The organism is Aureimonas ureilytica DSM 18598 = NBRC 106430 (assembly GCF_000382705.1).
GTDB classification, from domain to species: domain Bacteria; phylum Pseudomonadota; class Alphaproteobacteria; order Rhizobiales; family Rhizobiaceae; genus Aureimonas; species Aureimonas ureilytica.
Window position 1 is genome coordinate 1 of record NZ_ARQE01000014.1, and the last position, 16,554, is coordinate 16,554.

A 16,554-nucleotide genomic window follows, 5' to 3' on the forward strand; every position below is an offset into this window, starting at 1 on the left:
CCGTCGACCAGACTTTGCAGGAACTCGGCCTCCGCCTCGATGCGGCCCGAGCGCCTGTCCCCGCCCATCGGCAGCGGATCGCTCCGCCCCGCCCGATCCTGCGAGCGCCAGCGCACCGCCGTGGCAATCGCGATCCCAAACCGCTCAGCCGCTACATGGGTCGAGGCGCCCTCGCGCATCGCCCGCAAAACCCGATGCCGAAGATCGATCGACAAAGCTCTTGCCATCCTTGCCTCCCTTCCGATCGACAGAGGGAATCATGAATGACGCTAAGACTCTACCCGGAGGGAAAACGCTCTAGCGTCGGCTCATGCCGAGCTCATCCCAAACAGTCATTCGTCCTCTTCCGAGCGCCGCGTCGGGCATCGAGCCCATGTTTGCTCGAACGACGCGGACGTTCGCCCGGCACTTTCACGACCAGTTCGGGATCGGCGTCGTTCTGTCCGGTGCGCAACGCTCCGCGAGCGGACGCGGACCGGTGGAAGCCGTGCGGGGCGACATCATCACGGTCAATCCCGGCGAAGTCCACGATGGAGCCCCCATCGGCGGCCAAGTCCGCACCTGGGCGATGCTTTACTTCGATCCAGAGCGCATCGGCGAGATCGCCCTCGATCTGAGCGATGAACGCAGCGCGGGCCTTGAGCTTGCGCACCCCGTTCGAACCGATCCAGCAGCCGCTTCACTGTTTCGCAAGGCGTTTCGATCCCTGGTGCGAGGGCAGGAGCAGGATGCGATGATGGAGACGCTTATCCTCCTCGTGAACCGCCTCGCGGTCCGTGGAGCGGGGTCTCTCCAAGGAAACAGTACGCCGATCGGCCTTCGGCGTGCCCAGCAGGCTATCGACGACGATCCGACTACACCGCACAGCCTTGCATCTCTGGCATCGATCGCCGACGTCGGGCGATTCCATCTGATATGAGGTTTCGCCGCCCAAACGGGGATGACACCTCATGCCTACATCGTGCAGCGCCGCCTTCAGCTCGTCCGTCGCCTGCTCCGTCGCGAGATGTCGCTCGCACACGCTTCGGCCGAAGCGGGGTTTGCCGACCAAAGCCACATGACGCGACTGTTCGCGCGAAGCTACGGCATGACACCAGGAGCCTATGCCCGGGCTCGAAGCTGACACAAACGGCTTTCGGCAGCGGGCGCAATTTCGTTCAAGACCGAACTGGCTGGTCGTTTCACATCTGGTGCACCGATCTCATCCGGACCCGCCAGAATGCTCCTACCCTTCACCTATGCTAGAGCCGTCCAAACCGCTTTCCCGTCGCTCGCGTGCGGCGTCGTCCAGATCGCCGGCATCTCGTCCGCGCCGGATGCCTCTGTCGTCGCACGTCCTTACATCGATCGCGCCCTCGAGCGCTTGGCGCATCAGAACGAAGGCGACTTTCCCGAGGTCCAAGCGTGGCGACGCGCTTTCTCCTTCATGGGTCTCAAGCCGACCCAGTACCGCTGCGCATCCGAAGCCCTTCTGCGGCGTCTTCGCAAGGAGGGGACCCTGCCGTCCCTCCATCCGTTGGTCGATCTCTGCAACGCGATTTCGGTGGCCTTCGCCACTCCGATCGCGGTGTTCGACATCGAGAAGGTCGAGGGCCGGTTGACCGTTCGCCCCGCACGAGGTGACGAGCGCTACGACACCTTCTCTGGGACGACCGAGACACCCGAGCCAAGAGAGATCATCTTCGCCGACGATGCGGGGCGAGCCCATGCGCGACGATGGACCAACCGTCAGAGCGCGATCTCGGCCGTCGGGCCAACCACAACAAACGCCCTCATCGTCGCGGAAGCTCTCCATTCTGATGCGCAAGCGGATGTGACACGCCTAGTTTCCGCCCTCTGTGAAGCCGTCCAGTCCGTTTGGCCGACGGCATCGGTCGAGGACCAGGACGCGGCATGAGCTGGGAGTTCCTTCTGACGACGTTCATCGTGGTGGCATCTCCCGGCACCGGAGCGATCTATACGCTCGCAGCAGGTCTGTCCGGCGGCGCCAAGGCGAGCCTCGTCGCGGCCTGCGGCTGCACCCTCGGGATCGTCCCGCACATGGTTGCCGCCATCAGCGGCGTGGCGGCTCTGTTCCATACGAGCGATATGGCTTTCCAGGCGCTCAAGTTCGCGGGCGTCGCCTACCTCCTCTTCATGGCATGGTCGATGCTGCGAGCCAAAGGAGCGTTGGGTATCGATCAAGATGGGGCCATGCTGGATGCAAGGCAGGTGATCGGGAAAGCCATCCTCATCAACCTCCTGAACCCCAAGCTCTCGATCTTCTTCCTCGCCTTCCTGCCCCAGTTCGTCGGAGCCGACGAGCCGGCACCGATCGCCCGGATGCTGCTGCTCAGTCTGGTGTTCATGGCGATGACGTTCGCCGTGTTTGCCACATATGGCGTCTTCGCATCGACCCTGCGCCGATACGTCCTGACGAGTTTGAGGGTGCAACGCTGGATGCAACGCAGCTTCGCCACGGCGTTCGGTCTTCTGGCGCTGCAACTCGCCGCAACCAATCGGTAGGGGCAAACATCCCTACTTCGATGGGATGGATCTCTTGAGCGGCCCTCAGATCGGGGATGTCTTTGCGGCACAATCCTGCAAGCGGAACCGCCTGCGCACTTTAAATCACTGAAGAAAAGGTCTCGACGCCTTGGCTACCAATCAGGATTTTTCAACTACTATTCAGCAAAATCAAGCTCATTCTCGCGACGCATAGCGCGTCTCCCTTACGGATCGACCCATGGTGGCCCTCCAAAGTCTCTCGACAGCCTCCACCCTTCTGAAGGCGATCAATGTTCCGCCAACTGTGGGGTTGAACTCGACATCATCGACAGACCAGGCAGCACCTTCCGTCGCTCAGATTGCCGCAGGAGCCAACGTCTCCAGCACTTCGGCAGCCAAGTCGGTCAGTTCGGCCATTTTCAACGCGGTGACGACGATCTCGGAGGAGCAGGACGCGACCGTACGGGCAATCTTGGACTATGTCACGGAAGCCTACGACAAGATTTACGAGAAGGACGGCTGGCTGCTAGAGAACGCTACGTTTCCAGACTCAGTGCGGGCTGCGTTCGATCAGCATTTGGCCGCAGGGGCATTGATCAGGCAGGATATTCTCGCCGACCCAGCCGGTATCCATAAGCTCTACCAGCAGATCAAGGCTAGCCGTCCGGACGCCTCCCCGGAGGGTATCATCACTCTGGTGATTGCCGAGCTTGGCACCCGGCGCTCGAAAGCAGCGGCGGGATGATTGGACACCCTGCCGCAAACCTACATTTCATAGCATTACGGGGAGGTCAGAGAAGCATCGGAAGAGATCAGCGTCTTGGCTTCACCCTTCGACCTCCTGCCGCCTCGAACATGACCAGCGCGGCAACGACCAGAAGCACTCCGCCCCACTGATACGTCTGAAGATGCTCCCCAAGGACGATCGCGGCCACGACGATCCCTAGAAGGGGCTCGGTGTTGCTGAGCATCGTCGCCCGCACGGGGCCGATCAAATCGAAGGCCGCGAAGAAAGCCAGCATCCCGACCGCAGTGCCGACGCCCGCCCCGACGAGCCCGACCCAGCCCAGAAGGGTCGACGGGAATGCCCAAGCCCCCGCGATCGTCGTGACGAGGACAGCCAGCGCTGCGACGGGCACCGTCATTGCGAAGTTCATGGAGACGCTGCCGACGCCCGATCGCATCACCCGGTCGCCCAAGAGGATGATCACGGTGATGGCGGCGGAGGCGAGCGCCGCGAGCATGACGCCGCGCAGGTCGATCTCGCCCATGCCCTGACCGAGCGTGATGGCGATCCCGACGAGAGCCGCCAATGCCAGCACGAGGCGGCGTCGGGTCAGGCGCTCCCGTCCCAGAACATGTGCGGCAACGGCGATCAGCACCGGGTGGGTAAAGAACACGAGGACCGCCACCGCCACCGGGACATAGGCCACCGAGCCGATGAAGCCGAAGGACATGGCGCCATAAGCGCCTCCGATCAGAAGGCAGAGCAGGAGCGCGCTCCGCTTCATTCGGAAGTCTGCGGACGTACCGACCATGAACAGCGCGATGATCGCGGCGCCGATCGTGGCGCGCACAGTGACCACGGTTAGCGTGTTGCTCCCGGCGTCGAACGCCAGACGCGCGAAGGTCTGCACTGTTGCGATAGCACAGGCGGACAGGAGGACAAGCAGGATACCTTTCAGCGAGCGCGAGACCGTTGATGTCGCGCGTCCAGTCGCCCTTTCATCTGCGGTCAGAACCTCGGCCTGCGTTTGGGGTTGTGTGAGGGACGACGAGGACTGGCTTGCACGCTGATACATGATCGAACGCTGGCACGCTGATACCTATTACGGTAGGTCGATATCGCTCCAGTCAGATATGGCCGATCATGATACCTGCCGCCATCGATCTCGATCTCCTTCGCTCTTACGTCGCGGTCGTTCGCCAGGGCAGTCTGACGCGAGCAGCCGCAGTCATTTGCCGCAGCCAGCCGACCCTCAGCACGCAGATGCGGCGCCTTGAGGCTCTGCTGGGTGTCACCTTGCTGAAGCGCACGGGACGGGGCGTCGTCGCCACCCCGGACGGCGAGGTGTTCCTGGGCTACGCAACGCGCATGCTCTCGCTCGGCGACGAGGCAATGATCCGCCTCCAGGGAACTTCCGAAGTCCAAGGGGTCGTGCGCATCGGTCTGCCGGAGGAGATCATACCCCAAGCCCTGTCCAGCGTTGTGGGACACGTTCGACTGAAGCATCCACAGGTGCGGCTGGACGTGGTGGTCGATGACACGACGCGGAACGGGATGCTCTGGCGCGACGGCGCTTTGGACGTGATGATCGGGGTTCCGTCCCTTATGCCGACCGACGAGGCCGTGCCTGCCTCGACGTGGACCATCGATCTCGAGTGGGTATGTGGGTTCGGCTACGCTCCAGCCGAAGGCGAACCGCTCGATCTCCTGGTCTTCCCCGAACCCTGCGCATGGCGACGTCGAATGATTCAGGCGCTCGACACCATCGGCCAACCGTGGCGGATCGCCTTCACAAGCCGGAGCATCCCGGCCGTGCAAACTGCCGTCGAGAACGGTCTCGGCGCGACCGTGCTGCCTGCGCAGAGTGTCCATCGATCCAAGATGCGTCCGCTTCCCGAGGCGCTCTCCCCGCTAAAGCCGCTTGCCGTTCCCTACGGGCTCTACGCTCGATCCGACGAACAACCTGCCACGAAGGCCGTCCTGAACGCGCTGCTGCGGTGGATGTCGAACGGGATGGCCACCGCCGCGTAGTCCGCGCCCAACGGCAGCTATTGCCCCACATCTTGCCTAAAGCTGACCGGAAGCTTTCCACCCGAAATGCCTATCGGCAGACGTAGCATGGGTTTGCGCTTGACGGCGAAGGCCCGATTACAGAAGCCATCGTTGTTGCTGAGCACGATAACGGGCACGCCGCGCAGGCGAAGGTCAAACACGCGCTCGCACGAGACGTAGAAGTTGTTGCAGTCGATCAGGGCGATCGGGATGGCCATGGCCGGTCAGTCGATTGGCAGCCGGCGCACGACGCCGGCGAGGATGCCCCAAATTTCAGTGTCTTCCGTCACCCGGATCGGCCGATAGGACGAGTCCGGCGAGGCGGGATCGAGGAAGTAGAGCCCGTCGCGGCGGGCGAGCTTCTTCAAGGTGATCTGGCCGTCCACGACGGCCAGCATGACCCGGCCGAGGCGCTTCTTGCTGGCGCGGTCGATGGCGATCAGGTCGCCATCCAGAATGCCCTCGTTGACCAGCGAATTGCCGGAGACCTTCCACCAGAAGGTCGAACTCTCGCGCCGCACGATCCAGGCGATCGGGTCGATGCTGTCTTCAAGATCGTCGCCTGCAGGCGAGGGGAAGCCGGCGGGCACGCAGATCGGCGCCACCCGATACTCGCGCGCTGGGATGTCTGCGACTTTGACAGGGATGAGGGTCGAAAGGGCAGGCATGAGGGTACGGACCATGAACAATACGGGTCCATAAGGAGGACGTAACTCCTAATCGTCAACCCAAGGAGATCAGAACAAGAACGCTCGGGGCAAGCTATCCCCAGCCGCGGGTTGCCCCTGTGGATAAGGCGTTTGTTCAACAAATTTTGCAGACCTTGCAACCTCGGGTTCTCGCCTAGCTAAAGGCTGCGACAAGAATGGCGTCCTAACCTGCGAGCTGGCAGGGGGCCGGTTGGAGTTGGGACGACGATGCAGCAATCGCAGATAGCAGCGAAGAAGCATATCCGCGACCTGCAGCGAGCGACGGCACAAGTGATGCACCGGGTCGAACTTTTGCAGCCCGTTTACGATCTTCCGCATGCTCTTGCAGAGCGGCTGAATAGGCTCGACCAGACCCTGGCCGCGAGGCAGGAGTGTGATCGAACCCATCGCTGAACTACGATCGATGATGGGACTGTGAGTTCAGGCGCTCATGCGCTCGAAGCCCTGACCGAGATCGAGATCGACGCCATCCTTATGACGCTCCTGTGGAACTGTCGTTCGTATTGCCGGTCGGACGTGCCCTACAGCCTGCACGACGTCACGGTCCTGTGACACTGGATCGAGTCGGCCAGACGTTGCCATCTGCGACCTGCTGGTGCCAGCTGTGACCCGAAAGAAGGCCACGCGCTCGCTGAGGTGTCCCGCCTCTTCCGACAGCTGAGCAGCGGTCGCCGACATCTCGTTGGCCGCACTCGCGTTGACCTGCGTCACCTGATCGAGCTGAACGATTGCCTGATTGATCTGCTCGATACCCACCGACTGCTCGCGGCAGGCGGCCGAGATCTCAGATACGAGATCAGACGTTCGTTGGATGTCGGGCACCAGCTGTCGCAGGAGCTCACCAGCCTCCTGCGCAACTCCAAGCGTCTCGCGTGATAGGGTATCGATCTCACTGGCCGCCTGCTGGCTGCGCTCGGCGAGTTTCCGCACCTCCGACGCCACTACGGCAAAGCCCTTCCCATGCTGCCCGGCCCGTGCTGCCTCGATCGCTGCATTCAGTGCAAGCAAGTCAGTCTGGCGCGCGATCTCCCGCACTACGGCGATGCGCTCGGCGATCGTCTCCATCGCGTCCACCGATTTCGCCACGGCGTGACCGGAACGTTCTGCGTTAAGCGACGCGGAGACCGCAATGCGCTCGGTCTGGGTGGCGTTATCAGCGTTCTGCCGGACGTTTGCCGTCATTTCCTCAACCGCTGCAGAGGCTTGCTCGCTGGCTGCTGCTTGCTCCGTGGAACCAGATGACAGTTGATCTGCGGTCGCAGCAGACTGAGTCGATCCCGATGCCACTTGGTCCGCCGACGAACGGACGTCCGACACGATTTCACGCAGGCGGCTCGACATGGAACCCAGGGCACGTTGCAGGTCCCCGATCTCGTCACGCGAGCGAGCCTCGATCGTCTGTGTCAGATCGCCTGAGCCGATGCTCTCCACCAATTTCAACGACCGATCGATCGGGCGTCGAACCAGGCGGTCAGCGAGAAGCCACAATAGGATGAGCGTTCCGACCAGTATTGCCAATCCACTCAGCACGAGCGAGTTGATCTCCTCTCGGACCGGTGCGGACAACGTCGCCATCGGAACGTCCAGAACGACGACCCAGTGACCATCGGCATAGGGAAGGTCGAGGGAGACAAATGAGCGTTCAACGAGGCCAAGTTCGGGAACGTCGAGATTAGCGATGCGCTGCGGCTGGGACGTGGCCAAGGCGGCAGCTAAGGCTTCCGCACCCGCTACGGAGCCGTAGGGCTTCGTCAAAAGGCTTTTGTCAGGGTGGGCAATCCAGTGGCCCTCATCGGATAGAAGCATCACCCGGCCCGTCCCAAGCGGCTTCATTCGCGCGAGCGCGTTGCTGATCTCACCAAGACCGATGTCGATCCCGCTGACACCGATCTGGCGGGTTCCCGACATGACCGGGAACTGCGTGCTGGCATAGAGGATGGGATCCGCAATCAGCGTATCGAGTGAGGGTTCGGTGAAGGACGCCTTGCCGTCGGTGTAAGTCTGCTCCCAGATCGGATCTTCGTAGCTGAGGGGATAAGGTGTCATGACGAGTTGCCCGCTGGCATCCCGGCTCCAGGCAGGCATAAAGTCACCGTTGGCGTTCGCACCAAGAGCTGCATCGTTCTGATTGGCTCGCCCGTCGAACGCATGACCGGGCAACTCGATGAACCAGGTCCCGACCGCCATCGGGAAGGTCTCCAGTGCTATTCTCGCCTCTTCGATCACACTCCTTCGCTCGAGCTCGCCGGCAGCGTGTCGTGCACCCAAGCTCTTTGCAGTAACTTGCGCGCTTGCAGCGATTGGCGTCAGGTCTCCCAGAACCGTACGCGCAGCAAGCTGCATCTCTGCATCCACGCGCGTCTGCATCGTCGTTTCGACCTCAGAAGCGGTCCGCCAGGCCAGAACCGATGTCGTCACTCCCACCGTGAGCGCGATAGCGGCGCTAGAGGCGAGCAGCAGTTTGGCAGTGACGCTGAAGCGCATGGAGATATCCTTCGGTAATCTCCGATTGTGGTAGTCAAAAAATGTGCATGAGATCTAAATGGAACTTACGAACAGGACCTGACGCAGGTCCACGAAAAGTATTTTGGTAAATATGATGTTAGTAAGCCTGCCAATCTTTAGGGTGCTATAATCGCCCCGAGTTGTGAACACAAAAAAGAGAGAGCCTAAGGTTCCTCCTTTCCGTCACCTCCTCCAGCCAATGAAGGCGCTGGGCGCGTCGTCTGGCAGTTCCTCGTATCGTGCGGGATCGACTACGAAGCCGAAGCGACCGACCTCATATTCGCCGCGCGGGATCAGAAACCGCCGGCGCTCCTGGTGTTGATCGCCAACGCTGGCAACGACCTCGGTGAAGCCGGGTCGCTCGTCCAAGATGATGGCGGAACCGACGATCCAGTTCGCCACGTTGGCGGCTTGGAACGCACGCCGATCCTTGGCATGGGACTCGCCGGGCGTGAGCGTCGTGGTGAAGATGGCTTCGTAGGCGTCCGGCTGCGCGTTGCGGATGGTCTTTCGGGCCGACTTGCGTTCCATGGTCGTGAACAGCTCACCGAACGCGAGCGCGATCGCCGCCCATGCGCGGTCCTCCTCGTACCAGCCATCCGTGGCGCGCAGGGCGGGATGGATGCGAGCGTTGGCCTTCGGCGCGACATGGAAGCCGCCGTGGCCGGCGGTCGAGTAGGCGACGATGCCGGCACCGTAGGTCTCGGCGTGCTGCGCCGTGCCCCAGGGCGTTTCATGACGCAAGGACTGGCTTTGGCGGCCAAGGGCGGCCTTCTCGCGCTTGTGGCGAAGCGCCTCTTCGACATGCGCTTTGAACCCGTCCTCGCCCGCCACGTCGCCGCAATGGGAGAAGAAGTTGTCGCGGTTCCAGTCGGAGAAGTGGCCTTGAAGGTGCCAGCCCATCGCGACGAAGAACCCGCCGCCGCGCTTGGGCACCATGGCATAGGCATCATCGCCGTAGCGCGCGGCAACGAGGTTGTCGGCCGTGCGGCCGTAGGCGGCGACGAGAGCGCTCATGCCGCGTCCTCCGCGATGTCGCTCTCCGCTTCGGTGACGATCTCGATCACCGCGTCGCTAATGAGGTTGTCGGCGAGCCACTTCACCGCCCCGGCGTGGTTGGCGGCCAGGTGAAGGAGTTCGCGCCGGTTGGCGCGAACGACCCGCGCGGAGCCTGGTGTCGGGCGGCGCTTCACCTCGAAACGCAAGGACGTATCCAGAGGATAGCGGGCGCTGAAAATAACAAGTGCGTTATCCTCCAGGGAGCCTTTGCGAACCATAATGGCGGGACGTTGCCCCGGCGCCATCTCTGTAGCGACCAGCGTTCCGACATAGTTCTCTCTGTTCCAGTCCGAGAGCTTGCGATTGAAGCGCTCCGGGGGCCGGGGTTTGCCGTTGGAGACGAGAAGCGTAGCGCCAAGCGGCGAGGATTCGATCAGGGTGTGAAGCGACATAATGGTCCTCAATGGGCCGGAAACGAAAAACGCCGCCGGGGTCAGCCGGCGGCGCGTGGATCGGGATGAAAGCGGATCGGGTTATTCGGCCGCGATCGCGTAGTGGGACTGCATCGGGTCGTATCCGACGCCCACGAAGTCGTGGGTCTCGGGAACCTCGTCCTCGACATCCTGGGAGGCCGTGAGGAAGGCCGGCACCTCGGCATCGCCGCCGGTCAGGAAGGCCGGAAGGGCGGCGCCGGCCTCACCCTCGTCGTGTTCGACTGACGCTGCATCGTCCATCAGCGGCGCAGCGGTGACGGTTGCCTCGTGCTTGCCGGCGAAGGCCATGCCGACCGGCAGCCAGGCGGTGGTACGATCGGCCGCGTCGGCGGCAATGCCAACGCGCTGGCGGCCATCCGGTCCGAAGGCCAGTTCCATCGTCTTCGCGAAGTCGGCCTTCTTGCCCCCGGAATGGTCGTGCGCCCACTGCGCATCGATCGTCTCGCAGGCGGTCTCGAGCAGCATGGCCTTCTTGACCCGGCCGAAGTAGTTGGCGGCCGTCGGGCGCCAGTTCTCTTCCACCGCGATGTCCATGCGCGCACCTGCGGCCTCGATCGCCGGGATCGCATCGCTGTCGGTGGAAAGCTGCTGCTGAACGCCCTGCGCAGCGGCAAAGGTGAACAGGGCCTGCTTCTCCGCTGGCGTCAGCGCGCACATGGCATTGAAGCTCTCGGCCTTGGGCAGCGCCATCCATTCCAGCCGGAGGTTGGCCTTCAGCGCCGCAAGGATCGTCTCGGAGACGGTGCCGGTGCGGTGGGCTTCGGAGCCATATGTCTGCGCCGATGTGATGCTGAGATCGATCGGCTTGCGGCTGTAGCCGATGCTGAAGGCCGACTGGCACATCGAGAAGAGCGTGAGATCGAACGCCACCTCGAAGTCGCTGGCGAGGTGGGCCTGGAAGACCTGATGGCGGATGGCGCGAAGGTCCGCGACCAGCGCGCCGGACATCGAGGGACCGGCTTCGGCCTCATCGTCGGTGGACGCCGGCTTGAAGCTGCGCGGGGCCTGGAAGCGCAGCGCGGGAACGGTCCTCTCAGGCTCGGCGTCGACGTCGATGTAGGCGGAGGCTGTATCGGGCTCGTCCGACCCGTCCTCAGCGGCGGCCGCCGCGATGGCCGCAAGGCGCTCGGCCTGGCGCGCTTCCATTGCCGCCGCCTCCTTCGCCTTGCTGAGATCGACCAGAGCCTGCATGTCCTCGCCGCGGACCATGCCGGCCTCGACCTTCAGCTCACCCTGGTGCCCGATCGAAAGGAACACGCCGGCAAGCGCCATGAGTTCGGGCGCGAACACAGGCGCGGCCATTGCCTCGATCTCGGCGTAGCGGGTCTCCAAACCCTCCCATTCGGCCTGCTCGAGGTCGCTGAGCTCATCAGCGTGTTCGAAGGCGTTGATCTGGTCGGTGATCGCGTCGAACTCCTCCTGCACCTCGTCCGGGAGGTCGGCAGCCTCCGGATAGATCCGGCCCATGGCGTTGATCGTCTCGTAGGATACCTCGTGGGCGGGCTCGACCCACTTCCAGAACTCGCGCATGGGCGCGGCGGCGTCTTCCAGCCGCTGCGTGGCAAGGTCATTGAGGAGGCCAACGTCGTCGAGGAACGTCTCGTCGCTGGACGAGAACAGGTCCTGGGTGAACGGCGGCGAGAACCGCCCATAGCTCGTTACGACCGGATCGTAGGAAAGAGGTTCGACATAGAGTGAGCCCGGCATGATGTCAGCGTTGGCCTCATCCAGCATGACCCAGCACCGCTCAAGGCCGGGAAGACGTAGGCGCCGGCGCTCTGTCTCGGGCACCTCAATGGCAATGCGGTCCGCTCCCGGCGGCTGGGTCGTAATCGGGAACAGGACGACGGCGCGGGGGGCGACGTTCAAGGGAACGACGAGGCAGGCGGGCCGTGCCTTGCGGCCATCTCGCTCGCCCCTATCATGCTCTCGCGGCCAAAGAAAGCTGTAGCGGATGACAAGGCCGGTTTCCGGCGGCTCAGTCGTCATTGCCGTGCTCGCGTTCGAAGGCGTCAGCAGCGGCAAGCAAACCCACCTCGATGTCGGAGGGCATTGTATCGAGCGTAAAGGCACGTCGTGGATCGGGCTGCCCGGTGATCTCTTGGTAGTGGTCGATGCTCATGAGGACAAACTTCGGCTTGCTGCGCCGGGTGATGAACACGGGCGCCTTGATGGCGGCCTCCGTGACCTCCCCGACCTGCTTGTTCAAATCGGCGGTGGTGAATGTTCGCATCGTCGTTCTCCGATCCATGATATCCATATAGCATGGGTTTCATGGATTTGTAGGAGAGGGCTTGTTGGCATCTCTCAGGCAACACGCTCGATGTCATCGATCGAACTACACGCCCAATTGCCGGACAGGCGGACCCGCACAGGTCGAGTGTCGGCCATCTGCGCCAGGCGCTCAATGGTCGCGAGCTCCTCATCGCTGGCCTTGCCCAACACCTGGATATCGACCCAATGGCCGCTGCGCCCGACATGGCTGTCGCGAAGGCGATGGTTGGACGAGGTGTAGAAGCTCTCGTTGGGCTCAACGAGCCGGACCTGCGAGGTCAGGAACAGCAGGCCCGATCCGATGTTGCCGCAGAAGGTGAACTTGTCAGCAGGGAGGGTCTTCGGCCCCCCGCCGACCTTGGCACGACCAATCTGCCGGAACGCCTCGTCGAAGGTCGACGGGTTCAACGTAACGCGCGGAGTGATCGCGCGGTGAAAGCGCCAGGGCGGGCGCTCGGGATCAATGCAGCCGACATCGATCTGGTGGAACAGATCGAGGAGGTAGACGGGATCAGCCGGGTACGGACACTCCCGCCAGAGATCGCGCAGGAGCCGGCGCATATTGTCGCCGTGCTGCCAAAGGCGCCGGCGCGCCTCTCGCCATTTGGCGGCGCGTTCGTCGCGGCGCCGCTGCTGGGCGCGCGGCCAGCTCTCGTGCCGGCGCGCCATCTCGGTGTCGACGTCGTACTGAGTCTCGCGGATCAGCTCCGCGAACAGCGGCAGCTTCTCGCACTTCTGGCGCTGCGAGCGCACGAAGGCCGCTCGCTTGCGCGGGGTCTCGGTATAGCCCTCGACGCGGGGCCAGCGTTTGAAGCGCACGGGTGAGCCTCCTATCGCGTTTGGGGACGGGTCGGATCGGAGTGGAGCCAGCGGCGAAGATCGCGGCGCATGAAGCCGATCGGACCGTTGATCTCGGTGACGGTCGCATCGGCTGCGATGCAGCCCATCTCGCGGAAGCCAACGAGGAAGGCGCGCATCACCTCGAGATAGAGGGCGCCGCCGACCAAGGCGATGTCGCGCAGCGGCTCGCCGGCGGCATGATAGAGACCGGCGATCTCGACGCCGGGATGGGCGCCCACGGTGTCGGGCATGGAAGCGAGGCGCGGGCGCGGCCAGCGGGTCGTCATCCCACCGGCGATCATAGCGTCGGCCAGATCACGAGTCAGCCGCGCATCGTAGTCGGCGATCGGCGTCGACGCAGATCGGAATCCGTAATGCGCGGACAGGAAGGCGACCTGGGCAAGGGTTCCGTTTGGATCGGCGGTGCGCAGCGTCTGCCAGAGCGGGCCGTCGTAGCGCTCGATCGCCGGCATCCTGGCGCCATCCGGGCGCTTGGTGGCCGAACAGCTAATGAGGACCAGGCGCGAGGAGCGCTTGGCTCGCTTGACCGGCTGCCGGGTCAGAACCCTGTCGAGCAGGGGCAGGTCCCATTTAAGCAGGGCGCCGGCGCTCATGCGGCGGCCTCCTGGCGGCTCTTGATGAGGGCGGCGATGGCGATCACGGTCTCATGGTCGAGCCCGTTCAGCTCAAGCGAGGACGAGCCGCCGCGGCTGAGCCGGATGCGCCCGAACACCGCGCCGTCCTGGAGAAGATGGGACCGACCATCGTTGTCGCGTGGGTCGGACACGCAGGGGCCGGCGACTTCGGCCAGTGCGGCGCTGGCCTTGGCGAGACGATCGGCCGTCTCGGCACGCCGGTTTTGCATGTCGAGCTGGCGCTGGAAGTCAGGCTCCGCCCGCGCAACGACCTGCGCCAGGATCTCGGCCGCGATGTCGGCAACCGGCTTGGACTGATCGAAGGCGTGCAAGGCAGGCCGCTTGCGGAAGGGCAGCGGCGCGCTGCGGTCGAGAACGACATGGCTGCGCGGGCGGGGCGTGTCCATGCTGGCGACGCCCTGGCTGCCATGCTTGGAGATGCGAAGGCGGAAGCCGTCGGACCGGACCAGGCTGTAGCTGGCATAGTGGCTGGCGGAATGGGCCTCCTCGGGATGGTCCGGTTCCCAGCCCTGACCGGTCAAGGTCGTCAGCGCATGGGCGAGCTGGAAGGCAAAGCTCGTCCACTGCGAATGAAGGGCGCCGCCTTCGCGCGGGAAGGTCTCGGCGTAGCGCTCGGCAAATCCAACCATCGGGTCGCTCCCGACGAGCCGGGAAAGCCTCGCTCTCCTCCTATCAGCCCGTCGAACGGGCTCCCCTTCCTCTCACTTGGGTTCGAGATCGTCGTTTCTGAACTCGGCGTGGCCATAAGCCAGCAGGCAGGCATTCAGCCGCAGCTCCATTAGCTCCCGCAGCAACTCGGCGTCCTTCAGCGCGTCCACCGGATCGCGCCGCACGGCGTCCAGTAGAGCCTGCCGGAGCCAGTCGCTTGTGGCGGGATGCGTGACCATACTGGCGATGCCGGCGTCGATCGCCGGCAGGTTCTCCGCACCGAACAGGGCGTGAATGTCAGGCTTGCGTCGCTCGCTCATTGCGTCCTCACCGCACCCTCCAGATCCAGCGCCGATCGGCGCTGGAGCGTCTCGTCCAACTGACTTCCTCACGCTGCCAGCGCCTCGGGCTTTGCAGCCCGGTCGAGTATCCAGTCGGACGCTTTGGTTGCCAATGAAGCGGCCTGGAAAATCGCCTTGCTGTCGCCACGCAGCACCTCCAGCCAGTTGCCGATATAGTCGGCATGGCGCACTGTGGGCACGATGTTGTGGGCAGCGCAAAGGTAGGCCGCCGCGATCTCGGCCACGAGCTCCTCGCGCGCGTATTTCTCGGTGCCGAACCGGTCGAACTCGCGGTTCAAACGGTGCTTAGCGCCCGTCGAATGACCGAGCTCATGGAAAGCTGTCCTGTACCAGTTGATGGGGTCGGTATAAGCCGCCATCAGCGGGATCGCGATCACGTCGTCGGCGGGACGATAGAACGCCTTGTCTGGGTGATTGATGAAGCGAACGCCGGTGGCGGCGATGGTGCGATCGGCGGCCTCGACGCGCGGCAGGTCGCGATCGGGGTCGATGTCGGGCGCCTCGATGCCGGTGATAGCCGCGTCCAGCCCATCGCACTGCGCGACGTTGAAGACCGTGTAGGCCTTCAAGAACGGCACGACGGATGCATCGCGGCCTTCCTCGGCGGCGCGCACCTTCTCACCCTTGGGCGTGTAGGTGCCGGCGCGCACGATCTGCGTGCCCTTCTCGCCCCGGCGCACATGGCCGCCGGCCTCAACCGCTTGCGGGAAGGTGAGCCAGCGCTGCGTGGGGAAGCCCTGTTCCGAGCCGTGCAGCCACAGAAGCAGGACGTTGATGCCGGAATAGGTGTTGCCGGTGGTGGCGTTGGCCGGGAAGGAGAACCCTGCCTTACCAACTCCCGACTTCCAGGGTTTGGTCCAGGGCAGAATGCCGCTTTCGAGGTCGCGAATGATCTTGGCGGTCACGGTGTCGTAGATCGAGGCGCGGTCCATGTCGAAGATCCTTTGACGGGCCGGGAGGCGCTGTGCCTCTCTCTCACTCAAAGCCCGTCACCGGGCTTTCCCTGACTTTCCCTCTGTCGCGCAGACAGGCAGGCAGGATTACAACCGTCGCAATTCTCAGGCCATCACGGTTAATTCGATGTACAACCCAAGCCAACATCGAGCACTAAAATCTCAGGGGCAAAACCCACGCGCCCATTGGTTTTGTGTGTGGCTTGATGTAACAAGCCTCAACCGTGGTGTGTGCTAAGGCAACATAATCGTGTGCTCTGGGTCGGGCACCATACTTGATCATGACAGCGTTCCGAGCGATTGCGTTTTACGCTCATTTGTCTTTAGATTACGCGAGGACCATTCCAGCGAGACGTGCTAAGACCGCGACCAATTGGGATGTTGCCAACTCACGGATACGATAAGATTGTCATCGGGGGACTTCGGGATTGTGCTGGAATCGTCGGTGAACAAGCCGAAACAAGGTGGGTATGATCCGCTGGACATCCACATCGGGCAGCGCATTCGCGACACCCGATTGGCTCGCAATATGAAGCTCGAGACGTTGAGCGAGCGGCTCGGGATCATCAGTCAGCAGCAGCTTCAAAAATACGAGTCCGGAGCGAACCGCGTTTCGGGGTCGATGATGTTCCGGATCGCCTCCATCCTGGAGGTCCATCCCGGCCACTTCTTCTCGGGGCTGGTGGATCCCAGGACGAAGCAGAAGCTGCCTGAAGTCGGCCTTCAGGGCCATAAAATTCTCAGGCAGCTTGATGGCCTGGACCCGGATTTGGCAGAGATCCTCGAAAAGCTGGTTTCGAAGGTCAAACGCATTGGCAACAATCCCTAGGGTTCTTCTCTCGCTCGC

Annotated in this window: 20 protein-coding genes and 2 pseudogenes; 8 read left to right on the plus strand and 14 right to left on the minus strand. The window is 63.2% G+C overall.

Features of this window, described 5'->3' with window-relative positions; translation table 11 throughout:
- Positions 1–215, minus strand: a 215-nt coding sequence (locus B146_RS0121260; protein ID WP_244877430.1) for a helix-turn-helix domain-containing protein, incomplete at its 3' end; no start/stop codon positions are given.
- A 95-nt stretch (positions 216–310) separates the two neighbouring features.
- Between B146_RS0121260 and B146_RS26920 the strand changes: the two genes are divergently transcribed.
- The 5 genes and pseudogenes from B146_RS26920 to B146_RS0121280 all read left to right on the plus strand — a co-directional run bounded on the left by B146_RS26920 (position 311) and on the right by B146_RS0121280 (position 3,232).
- The gene (locus tag B146_RS26920; protein ID WP_019998506.1) at positions 311–919 is read left to right on the plus strand and encodes an AraC family ligand binding domain-containing protein; all 609 of its coding nucleotides are present in this window, start codon (positions 311–313) and stop codon (positions 917–919) included.
- Positions 920–934: 15 nt separating this feature from the next.
- Positions 935–1,123: pseudogene (locus B146_RS29965) on the plus strand (helix-turn-helix domain-containing protein); the annotation flags it as partial.
- Positions 1,124–1,219: 96 nt separating this feature from the next.
- Positions 1,220–1,897, plus strand: coding sequence for a B3/B4 domain-containing protein (locus B146_RS0121270; protein WP_019998507.1), 678 nt, complete (start codon positions 1,220–1,222; stop codon positions 1,895–1,897).
- Positions 1,894–2,505, plus strand: a complete 612-nt coding sequence (locus B146_RS0121275; RefSeq protein WP_019998508.1) for a LysE family translocator — start codon at positions 1,894–1,896, stop codon at positions 2,503–2,505. The genes B146_RS0121270 and B146_RS0121275 overlap by 4 nt, the downstream gene beginning before the upstream one ends.
- A gap of 220 nt (positions 2,506–2,725) precedes the next feature.
- A complete protein-coding gene (locus B146_RS0121280; protein ID WP_019998509.1) occupies positions 2,726–3,232 on the plus strand; it encodes a hypothetical protein in 507 nt (168 codons plus the stop codon).
- Positions 3,233–3,299: 67 nt separating this feature from the next.
- On the opposite strand, the gene B146_RS0121285 is transcribed toward B146_RS0121280, so the two are convergent.
- Positions 3,300–4,289 carry an EamA family transporter gene (locus B146_RS0121285; protein ID WP_019998510.1) on the minus strand — a complete coding sequence of 330 codons (990 nt, stop codon included), beginning with the start codon at positions 4,287–4,289 and terminating at the stop codon, positions 3,300–3,302.
- Between the two features lie 68 nt (positions 4,290–4,357).
- Here B146_RS0121285 and B146_RS26925 point away from each other — a divergent pair, with 68 nt between their 5' ends.
- Positions 4,358–5,245 (plus strand): LysR substrate-binding domain-containing protein, encoded by an 888-nt coding sequence (locus tag B146_RS26925; protein WP_019998511.1) that lies wholly within the window; start codon positions 4,358–4,360, stop codon positions 5,243–5,245.
- Between the two features lie 125 nt (positions 5,246–5,370).
- Here B146_RS26925 and B146_RS30300 read toward each other — a convergent pair.
- Together B146_RS30300 and B146_RS0121300 are read right to left on the minus strand one after the other, a co-directional pair.
- Positions 5,371–5,484 (minus strand): annotated as a pseudogene (locus tag B146_RS30300) (Y-family DNA polymerase); the annotation flags it as partial.
- 6 nt (positions 5,485–5,490) lie between these two features.
- Positions 5,491–5,949 (minus strand): LexA family protein, encoded by a 459-nt coding sequence (locus tag B146_RS0121300; protein ID WP_244498264.1) that lies wholly within the window; start codon positions 5,947–5,949, stop codon positions 5,491–5,493.
- 234 nt (positions 5,950–6,183) lie between these two features.
- Between B146_RS0121300 and B146_RS29170 the strand changes: the two genes are divergently transcribed.
- Positions 6,184–6,369 carry a hypothetical protein gene (locus B146_RS29170; protein WP_026358835.1) on the plus strand — a complete coding sequence of 62 codons (186 nt, stop codon included), beginning with the start codon at positions 6,184–6,186 and terminating at the stop codon, positions 6,367–6,369.
- Positions 6,370–6,396: 27 nt separating this feature from the next.
- Here the strand turns inward: B146_RS29170 and B146_RS28005 are convergent, their stop codons facing one another.
- The 10 genes from B146_RS28005 to B146_RS0121355 all read right to left on the minus strand — a co-directional run bounded on the left by B146_RS28005 (position 6,397) and on the right by B146_RS0121355 (position 15,686).
- Positions 6,397–8,460, minus strand: a complete 2,064-nt coding sequence (locus tag B146_RS28005) for a methyl-accepting chemotaxis protein (RefSeq protein WP_019998514.1) — start codon at positions 8,458–8,460, stop codon at positions 6,397–6,399.
- Between the two features lie 204 nt (positions 8,461–8,664).
- Entirely contained in the window at positions 8,665–9,498 is an 834-nt protein-coding gene (locus B146_RS26935) for a DUF7007 domain-containing protein (RefSeq protein WP_019998515.1), read from the minus strand.
- Entirely contained in the window at positions 9,495–9,932 is a 438-nt protein-coding gene (locus B146_RS0121320) for a hypothetical protein (protein ID WP_019998516.1), read from the minus strand. The genes B146_RS26935 and B146_RS0121320 overlap by 4 nt, the downstream gene beginning before the upstream one ends.
- An 81-nt stretch (positions 9,933–10,013) precedes the next feature.
- Positions 10,014–11,999, minus strand: coding sequence for a hypothetical protein (locus B146_RS29595; RefSeq protein ID WP_192843352.1), 1,986 nt, complete (start codon positions 11,997–11,999; stop codon positions 10,014–10,016).
- Positions 11,953–12,207: a type II toxin-antitoxin system Phd/YefM family antitoxin gene (locus B146_RS26940; RefSeq protein WP_040408862.1), complete on the minus strand. Its 255-nt coding sequence runs from the start codon at positions 12,205–12,207 to the stop codon at positions 11,953–11,955. The genes B146_RS29595 and B146_RS26940 overlap by 47 nt, the downstream gene beginning before the upstream one ends.
- Before the next feature lie 74 nt (positions 12,208–12,281).
- Entirely contained in the window at positions 12,282–13,067 is a 786-nt protein-coding gene (locus tag B146_RS0121335) for a hypothetical protein (RefSeq protein ID WP_019998519.1), read from the minus strand.
- 11 nt (positions 13,068–13,078) lie between these two features.
- On the minus strand, positions 13,079–13,702 hold the full coding sequence (locus B146_RS0121340; protein ID WP_019998520.1) for a hypothetical protein: 624 nt from the start codon (positions 13,700–13,702) through the stop codon (positions 13,079–13,081).
- The gene (locus tag B146_RS0121345) at positions 13,699–14,373 is read right to left on the minus strand and encodes a hypothetical protein (RefSeq protein ID WP_019998521.1); all 675 of its coding nucleotides are present in this window, start codon (positions 14,371–14,373) and stop codon (positions 13,699–13,701) included. Before B146_RS0121345 ends, B146_RS0121340 begins: the two co-directional genes overlap by 4 nt.
- Positions 14,374–14,445: 72 nt before the next feature.
- Positions 14,446–14,712: a hypothetical protein gene (locus B146_RS26945; RefSeq protein ID WP_019998522.1), complete on the minus strand. Its 267-nt coding sequence runs from the start codon at positions 14,710–14,712 to the stop codon at positions 14,446–14,448.
- A gap of 68 nt (positions 14,713–14,780) precedes the next feature.
- A complete protein-coding gene (locus tag B146_RS0121355; RefSeq protein WP_019998523.1) occupies positions 14,781–15,686 on the minus strand; it encodes an ArdC family protein in 906 nt (301 codons plus the stop codon).
- A 451-nt stretch (positions 15,687–16,137) separates the two neighbouring features.
- On the opposite strand from B146_RS0121355, the gene B146_RS28010 reads away from it, so the two are divergent.
- Positions 16,138–16,536 (plus strand): helix-turn-helix domain-containing protein, encoded by a 399-nt coding sequence (locus B146_RS28010; RefSeq protein ID WP_155897631.1) that lies wholly within the window; start codon positions 16,138–16,140, stop codon positions 16,534–16,536.
- The last annotated feature ends 18 nt before the right edge of the window (positions 16,537–16,554 follow it).

Bases quoted from the DNA above. Each gene is read 5' to 3' on its own strand.
- B146_RS29170 (WP_026358835.1), top strand. From the start codon at position 6,184: ATGCAGCAATCGCAGATAGCAGCGAAGAAGCATATCCGCGACCTGCAG.
- B146_RS0121345 (WP_019998521.1), bottom strand. From the start codon at position 14,373: ATGGTTGGATTTGCCGAGCGCTACGCCGAGACCTTCCCGCGCGAAGGC.
- B146_RS0121300 (WP_244498264.1), bottom strand. From the start codon at position 5,949: ATGGTCCGTACCCTCATGCCTGCCCTTTCGACCCTCATCCCTGTCAAA.
- B146_RS28005 (WP_019998514.1), bottom strand. From the start codon at position 8,460: ATGCGCTTCAGCGTCACTGCCAAACTGCTGCTCGCCTCTAGCGCCGCT.
- B146_RS26935 (WP_019998515.1), bottom strand. From the start codon at position 9,498: ATGAGCGCTCTCGTCGCCGCCTACGGCCGCACGGCCGACAACCTCGTT.
- B146_RS26945 (WP_019998522.1), bottom strand. From the start codon at position 14,712: ATGAGCGAGCGACGCAAGCCTGACATTCACGCCCTGTTCGGTGCGGAG.
- B146_RS0121340 (WP_019998520.1), bottom strand. From the start codon at position 13,702: ATGAGCGCCGGCGCCCTGCTTAAATGGGACCTGCCCCTGCTCGACAGG.
- B146_RS0121285 (WP_019998510.1), bottom strand. From the start codon at position 4,289: ATGTATCAGCGTGCAAGCCAGTCCTCGTCGTCCCTCACACAACCCCAA.
- B146_RS0121280 (WP_019998509.1), top strand. From the start codon at position 2,726: ATGGTGGCCCTCCAAAGTCTCTCGACAGCCTCCACCCTTCTGAAGGCG.
- B146_RS26920 (WP_019998506.1), top strand. From the start codon at position 311: ATGCCGAGCTCATCCCAAACAGTCATTCGTCCTCTTCCGAGCGCCGCG.
- B146_RS0121320 (WP_019998516.1), bottom strand. From the start codon at position 9,932: ATGTCGCTTCACACCCTGATCGAATCCTCGCCGCTTGGCGCTACGCTT.
- B146_RS0121275 (WP_019998508.1), top strand. From the start codon at position 1,894: ATGAGCTGGGAGTTCCTTCTGACGACGTTCATCGTGGTGGCATCTCCC.
- B146_RS0121270 (WP_019998507.1), top strand. From the start codon at position 1,220: ATGCTCCTACCCTTCACCTATGCTAGAGCCGTCCAAACCGCTTTCCCG.
- B146_RS26940 (WP_040408862.1), bottom strand. From the start codon at position 12,207: ATGCGAACATTCACCACCGCCGATTTGAACAAGCAGGTCGGGGAGGTC.
- B146_RS26925 (WP_019998511.1), top strand. From the start codon at position 4,358: ATGATACCTGCCGCCATCGATCTCGATCTCCTTCGCTCTTACGTCGCG.
- B146_RS0121355 (WP_019998523.1), bottom strand. From the start codon at position 15,686: ATGGACCGCGCCTCGATCTACGACACCGTGACCGCCAAGATCATTCGC.